Origin of the sequence: Marinobacter lacisalsi (assembly GCF_042651045.1) — a bacterium.
In the GTDB taxonomy this organism is placed as follows: domain Bacteria; phylum Pseudomonadota; class Gammaproteobacteria; order Pseudomonadales; family Oleiphilaceae; genus Marinobacter; species Marinobacter lacisalsi.
This window is the reverse complement of the sequence record NZ_JBHSDI010000009.1, coordinates 1-15,626: the sequence shown is the minus strand read 5'-3', so window position 1 is coordinate 15,626 and position 15,626 is coordinate 1. Positions and strand designations below refer to the sequence as shown.

Below are 15,626 nucleotides of genomic sequence, written 5' to 3'. Positions count from 1 at the left end.
AACCTGTATAGATTATCGGCAGCCCTGGTGATTCCTTGAACAGTTATATGAAAGCGTCAGCCTTGCCAAGACGGGTAAGCCCACCTACGTTGATAGGTATCCATTTCCACAGGAAGGTCACGCGGTATTCCTGTTCATTCAGTCAAGTAATCCGTTTTATTATCAGGAGGACGCCCTATGGATACCAGTCAGATTCGCAAACCCTCTGCCCAGACCGTGGGCATTTCAACGCTGGTGCTCAGCCTTCTCGGCGGGCTTGTCGCCGGGGCCTGGTACTACCAGGAGCATACAACCACCAGAACACAGCGGATCAAGCGCAGGGCCAACCGTCAGATCAAGCGGGTGCGGGGCCGGTTTCAGGATGATCATCTTTCCTCCGGCGCCAGAACCGGGTTGGCTATCGGCGCTTTGGGGGCGGCGGCAGCGCTTCTTCTTGGTGGCTCTGAGGTCTACCGCCGGACTCATAAGTAACCGGCGACTCTGGACCATCGTCCAGATTCCAACATCAGGGGGCGGATCTTGCCGTTTTCATTGCCGAAGTGCCGCGGGTCAGGGCAAGTGCACGTTTTGCCCCGTTGGTTACGGATTGAACGCTTACTCCAACAATTAATTCCTGTTTCAGATATGATGGATGTTTGACGCTGGCGATGAAGCCCCTACTGTTCTGGAGAACAAAATGAGCAAGAAACCCGCAAAAGCCACATTAACCGCTGCCACCATTGAGGAGCAGACCGCTGCTTTTTTAAAGTCCGGCGGAACGATTGAGTACGTGGGCAAGGGTAAAAGTGGACAGATCGCTTCTACAGGTTCGAAGCATATTAACCTGAAGAGCTGAACGTCAACAGAACGCGGCCCCTGGACAAGGGGGCCGGAATCAGCCTGAGCCGCCCTGCTCGGGCTCCCCTTTCCTGAAGGCCAGGTACCGCACTGTTCGCAGTACATGGACGGGTTTTGGCCTGGCGCTCTCCTCCCTACCGGCAACGACCAGTCAGTGATCGAACCTGCCGTATGGCTGGTGTCATCTCGGCAATGGCCAGACTGACGATTTCCACTATCGGCGTCCTGACTTTGCCCCACCCTGCCTGTGATTTTCAATAGTTAAATCGGGTACTTCACTTGCAAGAAAGCATTAATGTGGCGCCTGTCCAATTTTTGAGGCGTCTTGTATCCGACGGTTTGCGCCAACGGTTGGCGGAAACTATAAAGCGGCGGTGGGATACTCTGCCCCCGAAGTGGTGCGGAGCCAGTAGTGCCCGGAGAATCATCGCCGCAACTCGAAGGACTGAGATTATGTCTAAACGTCGCCTCGACCTGAACCGCCTTACCGATGAACAGCTGGCTGAGTTATTCGACTTCACACAGGATGAAATCAACCGCTTCCTGAAAGCCAGATTTGGCCTGGGTGGCTTTGCAAGTCTGGACGCGTTCGTCGAGCGATTTCGAGTGCCCGAAGACAAGCTGACTCACCCGCGCTATGAGTATTACGTGGAGGAACAGACAGAACCCGGGGTAGATCCGATGGAGATCTACGGCCCCGAACCAGCCCTGGAAGGTCCCCCGGAATGGTCGCTGGCAATCGACCTGGTACCCAAACCGCCCCGGGGGGCTCTGTCACCTGTTCATTTGCGACTCGAGTACAAAACCATGGGCGGGGAAGCGATGGTCTCCGAGAAACACAGTATGCCCCTCGACCGCGAGACCAGTGTGACCATCGACCCGGTCGATCCGGAGACCAGGCTGTTTGTTGTCCCGGAAGATGCCCAGGGGCATAGGCTGCTGCCCCGACAGTCATTGACTTTAGAAGCGGACGAAAAGGCGTTTACCCTGAGGGCCCGGTTTGAGCTCGATACAGAGGTGCTGGAAGACAACCGGGGACGGGCCGAACCCGAGAAAAAACGTCGTTTGCAGCGCCGGGGCCGGTTCCGTTTGCCGCTCTGTCCGGAAGCTCGCTTTGATGACTTCGACCTTACCGTGGACCTGGTGGATTCAGCTGCCAAGGCCGAGGCGGTCATGGCCCTGCTGGGGCAGGAGGAAGGCACCATTCCGCAAACGGGTACACGCCAGCTGGACCCCGCCGACGAGCAAAAGCTTGAACAACTCACACGGTTCAACCTGACCGCCGGGGATCTCAAGTTCGACGGTGGCTTCGAATTTTCCCGGCCGCTACCTACCAGCGAAGACACCACGGTTCTCGGTTGGTTCTGGTTGCTCATGGGGCCGACTCTTACCGTGGGATTCCGCCGGGAGGAAGATCCCCAGGAGCCAGCCTCCCGCCTTACCTTGCTGATGCCCATGACAACCGCCGACGAGCATAAGCCCGGCTCCCGGGCCGGAAAAGGCTGCGGGCCGGATGACCGGTGTGGCGGCGGGAAGACTGATTACCCTCTGGACGTCGACGAGCAGACGCTGCTGGATCACCCCGACAGGTTCAGTGATGATCCAGGGCCATTTTGCCGCCCATTCGAAAACCCCAATCGAATCATGAGCGAGCGCAGCTTCCACACCATTTTGCGTGTGGAAGAACCGGACATCGCAAGTAACTCTCCCAAGCGCCCGGACTACCTGCTACTGCTTCCCGAGCAACACAAGGCCATCGACCATGGTTACCGTAAGCCTCGCACAAAGGGCCTGAAGGCACTGGACCGGTTCCTCCCCAACCCCCGGCCCGGGTCCAGCGTTACGTCCTTCTTCCCGAATCCGTTTCAGAAATCGTCCACCCGACAGCCGGCCGGCACTGGCAACCTGATTGACTGGGAAGGCGATCCAACCCGGCACCAGGCGCAATCCGTTGTTGGTGGACACATTCTCGAGTGGCGGGTGCAGACCCGCTCCAATGGTTATTCCCTGGGGGACGTGAAACGCACATTGACACTGGCGCCACGACAGACCCGCCGGATCGTCAAAGTGGACTGGGAACGGCGGGAGATCGCACGCCGGCAGGAGCAGACCATTTCTGACGATGAGTTTGCCCATGAACTGGAACGGGAAATGGACTACGGCACTGCGGTGGAGTCCAACCTGTCGGAGTGGAGCCGGGGCGGCTCGGAATCAAAGACAACCGGGGCCGCCGGCGGGCTCGGTTTTGCCAGTGGCGGGTTTGTGATTGGTGGAGGTGCCTCTCACGGACGCTCCAGCAGCAACTCATGGACACGGGGCGGACGCAGCATTGCCGCGACCGAAGAACAGAAATTGCGGGATGCGGTACGTCAGTACGGAGATTCGCTGAGGGCCCTGGAGAGCACTGTTGTCACCGAAGCTGAACAGGACGAAACAGTGGAAGGTGTTTCGGAGGTGGTCCGCAATATCAATTATTGCCACTCACTCTCCGTCATATACTACGAAATCGTGCGTCACCTGCGAGTGGACACGATGCTCGGCGGCGTCCGGGAATGCCTGTTCGTGCCCTTTGCCATTACGCCCTTTACTGAAGACCGTGTGCTGCGCTGGCGGGAGGTTCTCCAGCGTTATCTGCGCCCCTGGCGGATGCGCTGGGCCTTGCGTTATGCCGAGGAAATGGCAGCGGTGGCTGACACCAATCCCGACGACACCAGCGCACTGGATGAAGCCTGGGGGGATGTACCCGCCGGTGCACGCAAGGATCACGAACTGAACTACCTGTCCGGTTCGCTGTGGATTCGCCTGGGCATCGAGCGGCCACGGGAGGGCGAAGAGGCCGAGGAGCTGGAAGAGGCAGCCACCGAACGGCAGTACCGTGCGCGCCGTGAGAGCAATATCATTGATGCGTTTGCCAAGTTCGTTCCCCTGCTGGGCGATACCATCCAGGAAACCGCGCGTGACCTTAACCGGGCCGATGAGGCCCAGATTGATGATTACTTCCGCCGTAATGTGGCCCCCACCATGGCAAGAAACTGGGTCGAATTCCTGGAGCTTTTCGCCGGCGACGATTCCAGTGGTGAGCCCCTGCAGGGCGTGAACTTCACCCTGGCGTCCAGTTATCGTCACAAGGGCCTGCTACGTGTGGACTTCACATTGCCCACATCGGAAGCCGAAAACCTGACCCGTCAGGGTGTCGAATACATGACGGTCAAGGCACGGCCACTGGATCCCGACGACGAAGACAAGCAATCACTGCCACCGGGCTCGATAGCGGATTGTTCTCATGCCCGGATTCATTATGAAACGCGCCATGATACCAACCGCAGGGTCAGCTCCGATCGTCGCATGCGTAACCTGGTTCAGACGGGTTCCGGTAAGCCGAATGATCTGGGCGGTTTGTTGTACTTCAGCCTCAGCGCTTACGAGCGTCGGAACATGCGCGACGACATACAGGAGGCCTATGACGCCGTCCTGACTCACCTGAACAACAACATGCACCGTTACCACCGTGCCATCTGGCTGAGCATGGACCGCAATGAACTGCACACCATTCTGGATGGTTACGCCCTTTCCGACACCGACAGCCGCAGCCTGGCGTCCGTAGTGGAGCACCAGCCCATCGGGGTGCTTGGCAACAGTCTGATTTTCCGGGTCGCAGCCGGCGCCTTTGTGGGCGTGGACGACCATGAAAGTCTCGAGGAGGCCTTCAACTACTATAACGATGGCTCCCGCGCAGCCCAGCCCATGCGGGTAACCCTGCCCTCAGACGGGGTTTACGCCCAGGCCCTGATGGACCATTGTAATTCCTGCGAGGAACACCACGGCTCGACGGACTGGGTACTGGACCAGGAAGACCCGGAACTGGCGTCGTTACCGAACAATGTTCTTCAGTCCCGTCGTGAGCCGCCCGGGGATCTGACGCCCAGCAATTTCCCCAGCCCGATGATCAATCTACAGAACGCCCCGTCAGTTCCCGCAACCCAGGGACTGTCCCAGGCATTGTCCGGTGTCACCGAGTCTGGTGCCTTCCGGGATATGGCAGGGCTGGAAGGAACCCAGCAGAACGCCCGGGCCGGGATGGAACAGGCCGCCGGACTCGCCAGTCAGTTCGGCAAAACCGCTGCTGCCCTTGAAATGGAGAAGCAGAAGCGCTCCAGCACCGACCTGGATCAGTACCGGTCTGCGCTGGAACGTGGGGTCGAGAAAGGCTTCATGACTCAGGAACAGGCCAACGAGCGTTTTGACCAGCGGGCCGCCGAAGTGGCCGGTGCAGGTGACGACAATGACCGTCAGGAGCAAACCGACGCGCAGCTGAACAAGGCTCTGGACAAGAAGATCGCCAGTGGCCAGCCGTTCAATTACACCCGTATGGACGGCAACGGTTACAGCAGTGTCTCCTCTGGTGCTCCAGAGATACAACAGGCCAGTTTCCTCGACATTCAGGTTACGCCCCTGGTCCAGCATGTGAGCAACAATGGCCTGGTCAACACAGTTCCCGCCCGGTATCGGGATCATCGTCGTGCCTCCCAGACCCAGATAGCCAGGATTGGCCCCACCGGCATACCAGGCATCGATGCCGAACTCAGGGAAGCAGCCCGCGCTGCCAAATGCGAATACCATGGTGTTACCTTCAGCTCCACCCAAAGCCAGGAGGATCTGTTTTCCACATTCAGGTCATTCGTGGACCTGATCGATCCAGCGGTGGTGTCCGCTGAACGGGTTCATGGTTCTGGCAGCCTCGCTGTCGGCGACCGTTTCCGTTTTGTGGCCGAGCCGGATATCGATGGGTTTGAATTCGCCAGGGACGCAATGGCCAGAATGGCCGCTTACTCCTGGAGTGCCAGTATGGGTCCCGTAGGTTCCAGTCTCGTGTATCCGTTGGAAAAGGCGATCAGCGAAGTGGCGGACTACATGACCGTACGGCGCTTTGAGGTTGAGGTCATCACCCTGGAAGAAGGCAGTAATGAGATCCTCATGACGGTTCAGACTCTGGAGAACCATCCCTATGCCGGTCGGCGCTCCTGGCGCCTGAAACGGCTGGATGAAGAGAACCAGTGGCGCCTGGAGACTGCGGAGTTCAATACTTTCCCCTGGCTCATGGACTACCTCTTCGAGCATCTCGATGTAACAAAAGGTGGAGAGATGGCCCGCCAGACATGGGTCAGGTACCTGGAGATTTTCCTGGAGCAGGCCAACGCCACGGTAGAGGACGATTCCGATCTTGCCGGTGACACCCACTATACAACCCGTTCAGCAGTGAGGAACGGACAGGCTTGCCAGAATCTGCTCGAGCAATGGTCAGATCTCAAGGAGGAAGCCGAGCATATGAGCTCGAACCAGGGTAATGGTGGCGATGACAGCGGGGGCACTATTCTGGTTTAGCGGGTTGGCTTGCACTGACCCTGAAAGAACCTGTGCGACGCATGCGCAGTGCCAAGGAAGGTCACATCCGGTTGGTTACTCTTGCCGTAAAGGCTACTGGGCCTTATTGTGGCGCAGGCCCCAAAAAGCATCGTGCTGACCACGCAGGACTACAGTGCGGCGCCGGTTCTTTCAAAAAAACCAACAATGGAATCAGCAATGATCAAACTCCACGGCTTTTCCGCCAGCAACTACTACAACGTACCCAAGCTCGCCCTTCTGGAGAAAGGTATTGAGTTTGAGGAAGTTCTGTCTTACACCGGAGTCGGTCCAAAGTACAAACCCGAGTATCTCGACAAAAGCCCCCTGGGCAAGGTGCCGGCCCTTGAGACACCGGAAGGTTTCATCAGCGAATCCCGGGCAATTCTTGAGTATATCGAGCGGGCGCATCCGGAGCCTTCACTGCTTCCCGCCACGCCCTTTGGCATAGCCAAGGTGCAGGAACTGTCCCAGTTCATCGAGCTGTACTTCGAGCTGGTGGCCCGTCGCCTTATTCCGAATCTGCTCGGTGGTACACAACCAGATCCCGCTTTGCTGAAGGAGGTTGAAGCCAGCCTGAACAAGGCGGTCGCCGCGCTGCCAAAACTGTCGACCTTTGAGCAGTTCGCCTACGGTGACCAGTTTACCCTGGCGGATATCGGGGCCATTCTGAACCTTCCCATCGTGCGCAACGTTGGCAAAGCCTTCATGGACCGGGATCCCCTGTCAGAGGTGCCCGGCCTGGATGCATACTGCAAGCGCATGGAAGAAAGACCTCACGTCAAAAAAGTCCGCGCTGACGCCGCCGAAAACCGGCCGCATTTCATGGCGCACCTGAAGGAGCTGTACGGGTTCTGACAAACACCCGATACGCGGCACCGGTATCCTGAAAAAGCCCGGCCAGAGCGCAATCCCGCGACCTGGCCGGCGCTCATGTCGGAAAGACTGCGGTTGTTTGTTTGACCTCATTCAGGCTGGATCAGGCGCCATTTTTACGTAAGCAGGTTGATCCCGCCATTCAGCCACTTACCGGGTGATTTCCAGCAGCATCTCACTCCTGGCCAGATGGGACTTGTAGATTTCATAGTTGGTGTACTGGTCCAGATCCACATCCCATCCATAGGTGTTGTCCTCCGACGCCTGGATCAGCTCGCGATAGAGATCAGCGGATGCTTCATAGTCCACAGGCAAGCCGTGTCGTCCCTTCTGGTAATACAGGGCAAGGTGGGCCATTGCCAACCGATGTTTTCCGGCCGCCGCCTGCTTCAGATAGGTCATGGCCTTGTCGGGCATCTTATTTACAAGCGTGCGTCGTGACGTACCCTGCTCTGAGTACTCGACAACGGTCTCTCCCCTCAGGTAGATCAGATGAAGCTCCCATTGTGCTTCGGTATGGCCGGCATCTGCCGCATCGTGGAACAAGGACACGGCTTCCTCAACATCATCATAACCACCCAGCTTGTTGAGCTGCATGGCAAGCTGGTAGGTGGACTCTACATCCCGGGTTTTAACACTGTCGCGTAAAGCGGTTTCGTCATGAATCCTGCCCCCCACCGAATCAGCCATCCTCTGGATATAATCAAGATCCCGCTCAAGCCGGGCGATCGAATAACGATTCGGGAATCCCCGGTCATGTCGGTAAGCTTCAATGAGCTTGTCGATCATCTCACGGGCCTTTCGATAGTCCCTGTCGAAGCCGTAGTGACCCTGAAAATAGCCAGAATACAATTTTTCCAACGCGCGGATGTCGCCGTCATTAGCCGCCTCCCGGAGTATTGCCTGCCCCCTCTGCACGTCCCGGGGCATCCCGTCGCGGCCATAAATCAACAGGTCGCTGGCTTCGTGGTAGGCCTGCTCGTGCCCCAGGGCCCCGGCGCGCCCCAACAACTCCAGGCCCTTCTGCCTCACAACGGGTCTGGCTTGCCAGGCGGTCGCGAATTGCCGGCCCAGAAAAACCAGCGTGTCCACGTCCTCGTACCTCAGACCTTCCTGCCAGCGGGTAATCTCATCAATTCTGTCCTGATAGTTCACCGTCTGATCCATCGGGTCAGTGGACAGAGCCCTCTTGTAGTAGGTTTTGGCACGTTCCAGATCCACATCGAACCCAGCACTACCTCGTGATAAGTGCTGCGCGATGGTTACCAGAGCCTGGTGATTGCCCTGATCAGCCGCTTTCCTGAGCCAAGACCGGTAACCCTCCAGGCCCCCCGACGGGGCCTCGGTTGCAAATTCATGACGTAACACAGCTGCAAGACGCCATTGCGCGTCTGGCTGTCCATTTCCGGCAGCCTTTTCGAGCCAGATACGTGACTCCTGCTCAGATGTCCCGTCGCTCTGCATCTCTCTGTACAACAGGTACTGGGCTTCTCCGTTCCCCTCTTTTGCCAGCCGCATCAACCAGAACCTTTTTTTTGCTTCATCCCGGTTCATGTTCACCGTCTTCCACAAGGCGGTCTCGTTTCCGTCAAGAGCCGCCAGTTCATACCAATGTTCAGCAGGGTATTTGCCCAGGTATGGACTCGTTTTGGCCTCGATCGACTCTGCCAGGCATACCTGTGCCCCGGCGTGCCCCGCTATTGCGAAAGGCCGGCAAATCAGAGTGTCCGGGTTGACCAGAAACAGGCCGGCAAGCGCTGCCATCGCCAAACCGACTCCGACTCTCCGCCAGTAGCCAAACAGGGAAAACCACAGTGCTGGCAGCCGCCCTCGCCAGTAGCACGCAAAAAAGAACAGCAACACGGCAAGCAGCACCAGGCCATAGGCTGCGGCTCCGGCACCCGAAAGGCCCACCCCCAGCCAGGCATCAAGTACACTGCCCCGTTCTGACTGGCCTTCGCCCGCCAGAAAATAGATTGGCTGCAGTGCTGCCCACAGTGGCAACAGAGTCAGTGCCAGTAGCAATAAAGTCCGCGCCCGGCGGCCCCGCATGCGGTCAAGCAATACCGCCAGGCCCTGCGCAACAACCAGGCACAGAGCAGCGTATAGAAGCCCCGGTAACAGCAGCATAAGTGCGATGGCAGGACTGGCTTCGGTGATACGGAAAGTGCCATGAAGGCCGAACAGGATTATCGCCAGCGGCGGCGCCACACCAATTGCCAAAACCAGATAGATCGGGGCGGGAACCGTGTGGATAAAAGCAATGAAAAGCAGCCACCGTATGGGGGCACGGCGAGGTCTTTTGCTCGAATTCTGGGGGCTGGACTGCCGGTTCACGTAACCACTCCCTGGCTTTTACTTGCTCAATATTGACCCCGGTAGCTTTGCATCGTGGGGTTCAACGTTCTGTGGAGGCTCAGTTCCCCCACAACCAAACTGCAATCAATGTATGAGGGTAAACGTTGCTCCCGGAAAGATCCTGAATCTGGTTCGTTCGTCAGGGAGAGGTGTCTTGAAATGCGACGCAAGTCGTCCTTTTTGGGGTCCGTTACAACCTCTTTGCCCCATAATCAGCGAGACCAGTGCCCGTCTCAGCCGAACCACCTCACGCCGTCGAGGCTGCTCGGTCACCTGATTCCGGGATATGACGGCATCTTCAGATAGAGATCGCTTAGACCTGGGAGACAGACTCCCTGAAGACACCGCATCCGTTTGCCCTCAGAGCTCCCATGACTAAGACCGTTTCTGAAATGAATATATGTACCATGCATCTTATTGAGACCTGAGAATTGCCCTCTTATACTTTGATCAGGGCCATGCTTCGGTAGCTCTGTGTCTTCGCGAAATGCTCAATCTCTCGGAGCGCGGATTTTCCGAATGCCTCCAGCCTTCATGGCTGTCACAATCCCGCCCGCGAGATACCACGCCTGACCCTGCAAGACCTGACGCTGTTGCCGAACGGAAACATTCTCGAAGCGGAGGCGCAGCCATGTCTGGCAAGAGATCGGGATGGGCAACATTCGTGTTGCTGGGGAGTGTTCTCGCCATGGTATCCCCCGGCCACGCACAGGATCTGTTGGAGGTTCGCGATATGCATGGACGCGTAGTGAACAACGGCGAGATTGATCTGGTTGACTGGGAAGGGTTCATTGCCAACCCGGCGATCAGGGTCACGGTTGATCCTACCCAGGACGTGAACCTGCCGGCCAGCGTGACATTGACCGTGAACAGCGCATCCATTGTTAACCAGCAATTCTACTTCAACTGCGACAATGTGGTGCAGGCTCAGTGTCATAACAGCGATGTGGGGACCGGAGGCCCGGAGAAGATCCTTAACTTCAGCAACAGGGACGCGCAATCCTTTTTCGTTTCCATTTGGCCTGATCGTGACGACAGGGACGAAAACGTGACCCTTTCACTGGCATTTGGCCCCAACAATCAGAATGAGACCCTGAACATCCCTGTCCATGTCATCGACCAGGACAGGTTTGCCCGTCAGTCGGAATTCCGGATCGACATCGACTTTTCCCGGGACGAAGACGGGTTTGACTGGTTTGACCGGTCGCGGCGTGTCGCCGTCCAACAGGCCGTGGACGACTGGGCCTATTTCCTGGATGACATGAACCTGGACGGGGTGCCGGCTGGTGCCCAGACAACCCTTGCCTGGCCCCACAAGCGCGGGTTCCACGAACATTGCGGTGAACGCCGCAAGTCGTATCAGAACGACGACGCCTATACGGGGTTTCTGCTCTATGCCTATGGCATCCGTTGTGAGGCGGACGGGCATATCTGTAATCCATGCAATGCCACTAACTTCAACTGCAATCCACCGGACAGCATCCGGTCTGGTGGGGCCCCGATGTCAGACGACCCCAATCAGGTCCAACGGCGCGACGGCCAGAAGCTCAAGCCGTTGCTCTGGCGGTCCGGGGTCATCGATCTGGAAATCGACGGCAACTACGATCGCGGGGGCTGGGCCAGGGTGGTGTCAGGGCCTCGCTGGTTCCAGATCGACAACCGGAACATCAATGACCTCTACTCCGTCTTCCGGCACGAACTCGGCCATGCGCTGGCCTTCAACCGCAACTATCGGGGTTTCAAACCCGGCGATAGCATGTCTACCCCGGCTGTCAGGCGCTACTACGGCAGGCCAGTGGAAACCAATGATGATGACCATTTTTTCCAGGCTATTGATCCCGCAAGCCTTCACGGCGCCTTCGGAAACGAATACCACGGCCGCGTCCCGCCCCGTCGTTGGCTGATTACCAAACTGGATCTTCTGCTACTTGAGGCCGTTGGATATGAGTTGCGGGAGACCACGGCGACAGCCGAATTCCGGATTACCACAAACTCCCTGCCCCAGGGGCGGATTGGCGAGAGTTATGAAGCCATGCTCGAGGCCAGAGGGGGTGTACCGATCTACGACTGGCACCAAACCTCTGACCTTCCACAGGGGCTGTCTGTTGACCGTCGCACGGGACGCATTACAGGAATCCCTGGCAGTCCAGGCAGTTTCGAGGTGACTGCCGCCGTCTGCGATGGTAGTCCGGTTCCCGGCGGCCGGTGTACCCGAAAACACGTAACCCTGGAGGTGGCCCGACTCGGCGGCGGCGATGACGGCGACGACAGGGGGAACTGCATAGAGCAATGCAACACTGACCGTGATCAGTGCATGGCAGACGACCAGCTGCCTGCCAGCGCCTGTGTTCAGGTTTTCCGTCAGTGTCTGGAGTTATGTCGGTAGTGGCCTGTGCCGGTTCGTAATCTCTGTCTGAATCAGGAGTAAGCCGTCATGTCGGAGATGCAACCCAAGCTCACTGGGAGGTCAGTACCGTCGGTGCACTGGACAGCCGGGTAATCGGCGCCATTGACCTGTCCACGGTCGTCGATACGCCCATAAAGCCGTTGAATGCCGCGCAGGTCGCCGGCAACCCCATCACCTGCCCTGCCGGCCGGGGATGGTCCAGGCCGAGGGCATGGCCGATCTCGTGGGTCAACGTCCACAGGGGCATTAAACAACAGCAGGGGCGAAAGCCCTTGCCGTTTCCACGCCCGGTGGCCACTTACCGCCAGCCCACCACGTTCCGGAGGCTTTGCAGCATGGCCCGGACAAGCTGTCGCCTTGCTTCCTTCTGGTCCCGCTGCACCTGCTCAAGATCAATGCCTCCGCACTGGTCCCGGTATCTGGCCGGAATAGAGTCACCAGGTGCATGGCTGCCAGCGATTTTCTCTGCCTGGTCACTGCGCCTGTGTTCGGACCTGGTGTTGCCATAAATGTGCTTCGAATACCCTGATACGATCATGTCTCTGCCCCTTTGGCACCGCCCCGGAATCCGGACGGCGCGGTTGTCTCATCGGTTCAGATACATGCTAATATTCTTCATTACTGCAAACTATTCCCTAATGGTGCACACAAACTTTGCAAAAACGAACATCAAGAAAAAGTGGTAACCCTGACACAGCCGCCGACAAGACACGCAGCAACCTTGCCTGGAACGACTTCGAAGCAATCCTGGCCATCGCCACTGCCGGCTCTCTGTCTGGCGCGGCGCGTGGCCTGGGGGTCAGCCATGCCACTGTGTTCCGGCGACTGGGTGATATCGAGAAAAGACTGGGCGTTACCCTGTTCGAGAGGAGCCGCACCGGCTACCGGCCCACCGTTGCCGGGGAGGAGCTTGCCGATACGGCCCGTATCATGGACGAGGCAGCGCTGGCCGCAGAGCGCAAGGTTGCCGGCCGGGATCTTGAGCCCACCGGTGAAATCTGGGTTACCACGACAGACTCCCTTCTGATGGGACTCTTGGCACCACTGTTCACAGAGTTCCGCGAGAAATACCCGGGGATTGTGCTGGACGTTGCCGTCTCCAATCAGTTGTTCAACCTGACGCGCCGGGAAGCGGATGTCGCCATTCGCCCCTCGAATCGCCCCCCGGAAAACCTGATCGGCCGACCGCTCACCACCATTGGCCAGGCCGTATACGCCCATCGCAGCTTCGGCCTGCCCCCGGGTGCGCCGGTAGACTCCCTCATCGGCCAGCCCTGGATCGGCGCCGGGCCACGACTCCAGGACTCGGCGCTGGACCAATGGATGGACAACCATCAGCTGAAGCCTTCCTGTGTCTACCGGGTTGATACGCTGGTCAGCATCCTCAGCGCTATTCGGTCCCGCATGGGGCTGGCGGTGTTGCCATGTTATCTGGCGGACGGAGACCCGGACATCATCCAGCTCACCGACCCCATACCGGAACTGGAATATGGCCTGTGGTTCCTGATGCACCCGGATCTTCGGGGTGTGGTACGGATTCACGCGCTGATGGATTTCCTCACCGACGTAGTCCGGGCCAGAAGTCAGCGCCTCGCGGGCACATCGTTATTGTCGGGCAGCCGATAAGGATGGCAGGTCCCGGTCATGCGCTCAGGGAAGCCTGGCTATGATCGGCAATAGCGGTATTACCTGTTGTGCGGAATCGGGAACAAGCGTAGGCACTTCGTTAAGTCGCAGGTATCAGAGCTGCCTGCACAGACAAATGGGAGAGTCGTGAGATAGGAACAGTCAGCCCGTTTTTGAGGCTGTTGAGGCTGTAGAAAAAGTCCGAAAATCCCGCTTCGGGTTTGGTAGCATTGAGTCATCGCAGGCCGACAAGGACCCGTCCCATGCCCCGTTTCAGGCACTACAACTACGACCAGGATGCGATGGTCGTGATCAACTATCAGGAACAGCTTCAACCAGGCACTTTTGAACACGCGGTGCACTACCTGATCGAGCACAAGCTGGACCTGTCAGTCTTCCACCCCAAGTACCGCAACGACGACACCGGCCGGTTGGCCTACGATCCGGCCATCCTGCNATCACCTCTAGCCGCGAGATGCAGTGGTGCTGCGAGACCAACATCATCTTCAAGGCCCTGTCCTGCGATACCGTTCCGCACTTCACCACGCTGGCAAAGTTCGTCAGCAGCCATGCCGACGAGATTGAGGAACTGTTCGAGCAGGTACTGCTGGTGTGCCACGAGCAAGGCCTGTTGGGTAACGAACTCTTCGCCATCGACGGCTGCAAGATGTCCTCCAACGCCGCCAAGGAGTGGTCCGGCACCTTCAAGGAACTGGGCGAGAAGCGGGACAAGCTGCGACGATTGATCCGTCACCATTTACTGGAACACTACGAGCGTGACGAGGCGGAGACCGAAGCCGAACTGGACCGTGATATCCGTCGGGCAAAGACCATCCTCTCGCTGGATGAATCGCTGAAGAAAGTGGACCGTTTCCTAAAGACGAACCGCCCAAGGATGGGCCGGGGGAAGCGGAACAAGGAAGTGAAGAGCAATATCACCGATAACGAAAGCGCCAAGATGACCACCAGCAAGGGCACGATCCAGGGCTATAACGGCGTGGCTACCGTGGACAGGAAGCACCAGATCGTGATCGACGCCCAGGCTTTCGGCGAAGGCCAGGAACACCACACCCTGCAACCGGTGCTGGAAACCGTCGAAGCCCGCTACAGGAAGCTGGGCATCGCCGAGAGCATCTACCAGCAAGGCACGATCGTTACCGCCGACACCGGCTTCGCCAACGAAGCCAACATGAAGTATCTGCACGACCGACAGATCAACGGCTACGTACCGGACAACAAGTTCCGCAGCCGGGACCCGAAGTTCGCACACCAGAAAGACAAGTACGGCAAGCGTCATCAAAACCAACCCGATACCGGCTGGAAGGACACCATTCCGGCCAGTGAGTTCCAGTTCGATCCGGTCAACCTGACGTGCATCTGTCCAACGGGCGAGTCCCTCACCTACCGGGGCCAGCGGGAAGCCGAGAACGGCAAGACCCGGATGCACTTCGAAGGACGGCTACTTCAATGCCGGCACTGTCCCAAGAAGCACCGCTGCATGCAGAACCCGACCTCAGCAGATCACCGCAATGGCTCTGGTCGACAGGTATCGTTCACCATCGAGAACAAACGCCTGCCCAACTACACCGACTGGATGAAACACCGGGTGGACAGTCAACAGGGCAAAGAGATTTACAGCCACCGGATGTCGGTGGTGGAGCCGGTGTTCGGCAACATCGGCACCACCAAACGGTTGAACCGGTTCAGCCTGCGGGGCAAGAAGAAAGTACAGGGTCAGTGGCAGTTATACTGCCTGGTGCATAATATCGGGAAGTTGGCGAACTACGGGCAGTTGGCGGCATGATATTTGGGGCAAAAGGGCTGAGAATGGGCCGTCTGGAAGCCGGCAGTACGGGCCTACGGAGCGCCCTGAAGCCGAAACTGCCTCCCATGCACCGGAATCTGGAGAACCGTTCCGTTGACGGGCGGGTCAAAAAATTTAGCAGTCAGGTGCTGGGAAAGGCCCCGAATCGGGTTTTTCTACAGCCTCGTTAACGGCTTTTGCACCAGTAGGCGGGTGACCCGTCCTAAAATACGTTGACGGTTTTTGTTGAAGCCAGCGCCTTATGGGGGCTGGCTTTTTCATGTACCTCTTGGGGCGTTTTCATGCCCAGGCTGAGGT

The 15,626-nt window shown here is 58.1% G+C and carries 9 protein-coding genes and 1 pseudogene; 7 read left to right on the top strand and 3 right to left on the bottom strand.

Translation table 11 applies throughout. The features are described 5' to 3' along the window. Positions 1-177 precede the first annotated feature (177 nt). The 4 genes from ACFOZ5_RS05800 (at position 178) to ACFOZ5_RS05785 (ending at position 7,095) form a co-directional block, all read left to right on the top strand. On the top strand, positions 178-471 hold the full coding sequence (locus ACFOZ5_RS05800; protein ID WP_379886076.1) for a hypothetical protein: 294 nt from the start codon (positions 178-180) through the stop codon (positions 469-471). A gap of 205 nt (positions 472-676) precedes the next feature. Beyond that, positions 677-835 carry a hypothetical protein gene (locus ACFOZ5_RS05795; protein ID WP_379886075.1) on the top strand — a complete coding sequence of 53 codons (159 nt, stop codon included), beginning with the start codon at positions 677-679 and terminating at the stop codon, positions 833-835. A gap of 455 nt (positions 836-1,290) precedes the next feature. Then, positions 1,291-6,219: a hypothetical protein gene (locus ACFOZ5_RS05790; protein WP_379886074.1), complete on the top strand. Its 4,929-nt coding sequence runs from the start codon at positions 1,291-1,293 to the stop codon at positions 6,217-6,219. Positions 6,220-6,417: 198 nt separating this feature from the next. Next, positions 6,418-7,095 (top strand): glutathione S-transferase family protein, encoded by a 678-nt coding sequence (locus ACFOZ5_RS05785; RefSeq protein ID WP_379886073.1) that lies wholly within the window; start codon positions 6,418-6,420, stop codon positions 7,093-7,095. Positions 7,096-7,263: 168 nt separating this feature from the next. Here the strand turns inward: ACFOZ5_RS05785 and ACFOZ5_RS05780 are convergent, their stop codons facing one another. Next, positions 7,264-9,450, bottom strand: a complete 2,187-nt coding sequence (locus tag ACFOZ5_RS05780) for a tetratricopeptide repeat protein (RefSeq protein WP_379886072.1) — start codon at positions 9,448-9,450, stop codon at positions 7,264-7,266. A 652-nt stretch (positions 9,451-10,102) separates the two neighbouring features. Between ACFOZ5_RS05780 and ACFOZ5_RS05775 the strand changes: the two genes are divergently transcribed. Next, positions 10,103-11,857 (top strand): putative Ig domain-containing protein, encoded by a 1,755-nt coding sequence (locus ACFOZ5_RS05775; RefSeq protein ID WP_379886071.1) that lies wholly within the window; start codon positions 10,103-10,105, stop codon positions 11,855-11,857. Positions 11,858-11,927: 70 nt separating this feature from the next. Here the strand turns inward: ACFOZ5_RS05775 and ACFOZ5_RS05770 are convergent, their stop codons facing one another. Further along, positions 11,928-12,125, bottom strand: coding sequence for a hypothetical protein (locus ACFOZ5_RS05770; protein ID WP_379886070.1), 198 nt, complete (start codon positions 12,123-12,125; stop codon positions 11,928-11,930). A 51-nt stretch (positions 12,126-12,176) separates the two neighbouring features. Next, complete coding sequence (locus ACFOZ5_RS05765; RefSeq protein WP_379886069.1) at positions 12,177-12,416, bottom strand: hypothetical protein; 240 nt, start codon at positions 12,414-12,416, stop codon at positions 12,177-12,179. A 116-nt stretch (positions 12,417-12,532) separates the two neighbouring features. Here ACFOZ5_RS05765 and ACFOZ5_RS05760 point away from each other — a divergent pair, with 116 nt between their 5' ends. Both ACFOZ5_RS05760 and ACFOZ5_RS05755 read left to right on the top strand, forming a co-directional pair. Continuing rightward, positions 12,533-13,504 carry a LysR family transcriptional regulator gene (locus ACFOZ5_RS05760; RefSeq protein WP_379886068.1) on the top strand — a complete coding sequence of 324 codons (972 nt, stop codon included), beginning with the start codon at positions 12,533-12,535 and terminating at the stop codon, positions 13,502-13,504. A gap of 263 nt (positions 13,505-13,767) precedes the next feature. Further along, positions 13,768-15,308 (top strand): annotated as a pseudogene (locus tag ACFOZ5_RS05755) (transposase). Positions 15,309-15,626: the final 318 nt, after the last annotated feature.

Coding starts and splice junctions, on each gene's coding strand:
- ACFOZ5_RS05800 (WP_379886076.1), top strand. CDS start 178: ATGGATACCAGTCAGATTCGCAAACCCTCTGCCCAGACCGTGGGCATT.
- ACFOZ5_RS05795 (WP_379886075.1), top strand. CDS start 677: ATGAGCAAGAAACCCGCAAAAGCCACATTAACCGCTGCCACCATTGAG.
- ACFOZ5_RS05790 (WP_379886074.1), top strand. CDS start 1,291: ATGTCTAAACGTCGCCTCGACCTGAACCGCCTTACCGATGAACAGCTG.
- ACFOZ5_RS05785 (WP_379886073.1), top strand. CDS start 6,418: ATGATCAAACTCCACGGCTTTTCCGCCAGCAACTACTACAACGTACCC.
- ACFOZ5_RS05775 (WP_379886071.1), top strand. CDS start 10,103: ATGTCTGGCAAGAGATCGGGATGGGCAACATTCGTGTTGCTGGGGAGT.
- ACFOZ5_RS05770 (WP_379886070.1), bottom strand. CDS start 12,125: ATGCCCCTGTGGACGTTGACCCACGAGATCGGCCATGCCCTCGGCCTG.
- ACFOZ5_RS05765 (WP_379886069.1), bottom strand. CDS start 12,416: ATGATCGTATCAGGGTATTCGAAGCACATTTATGGCAACACCAGGTCC.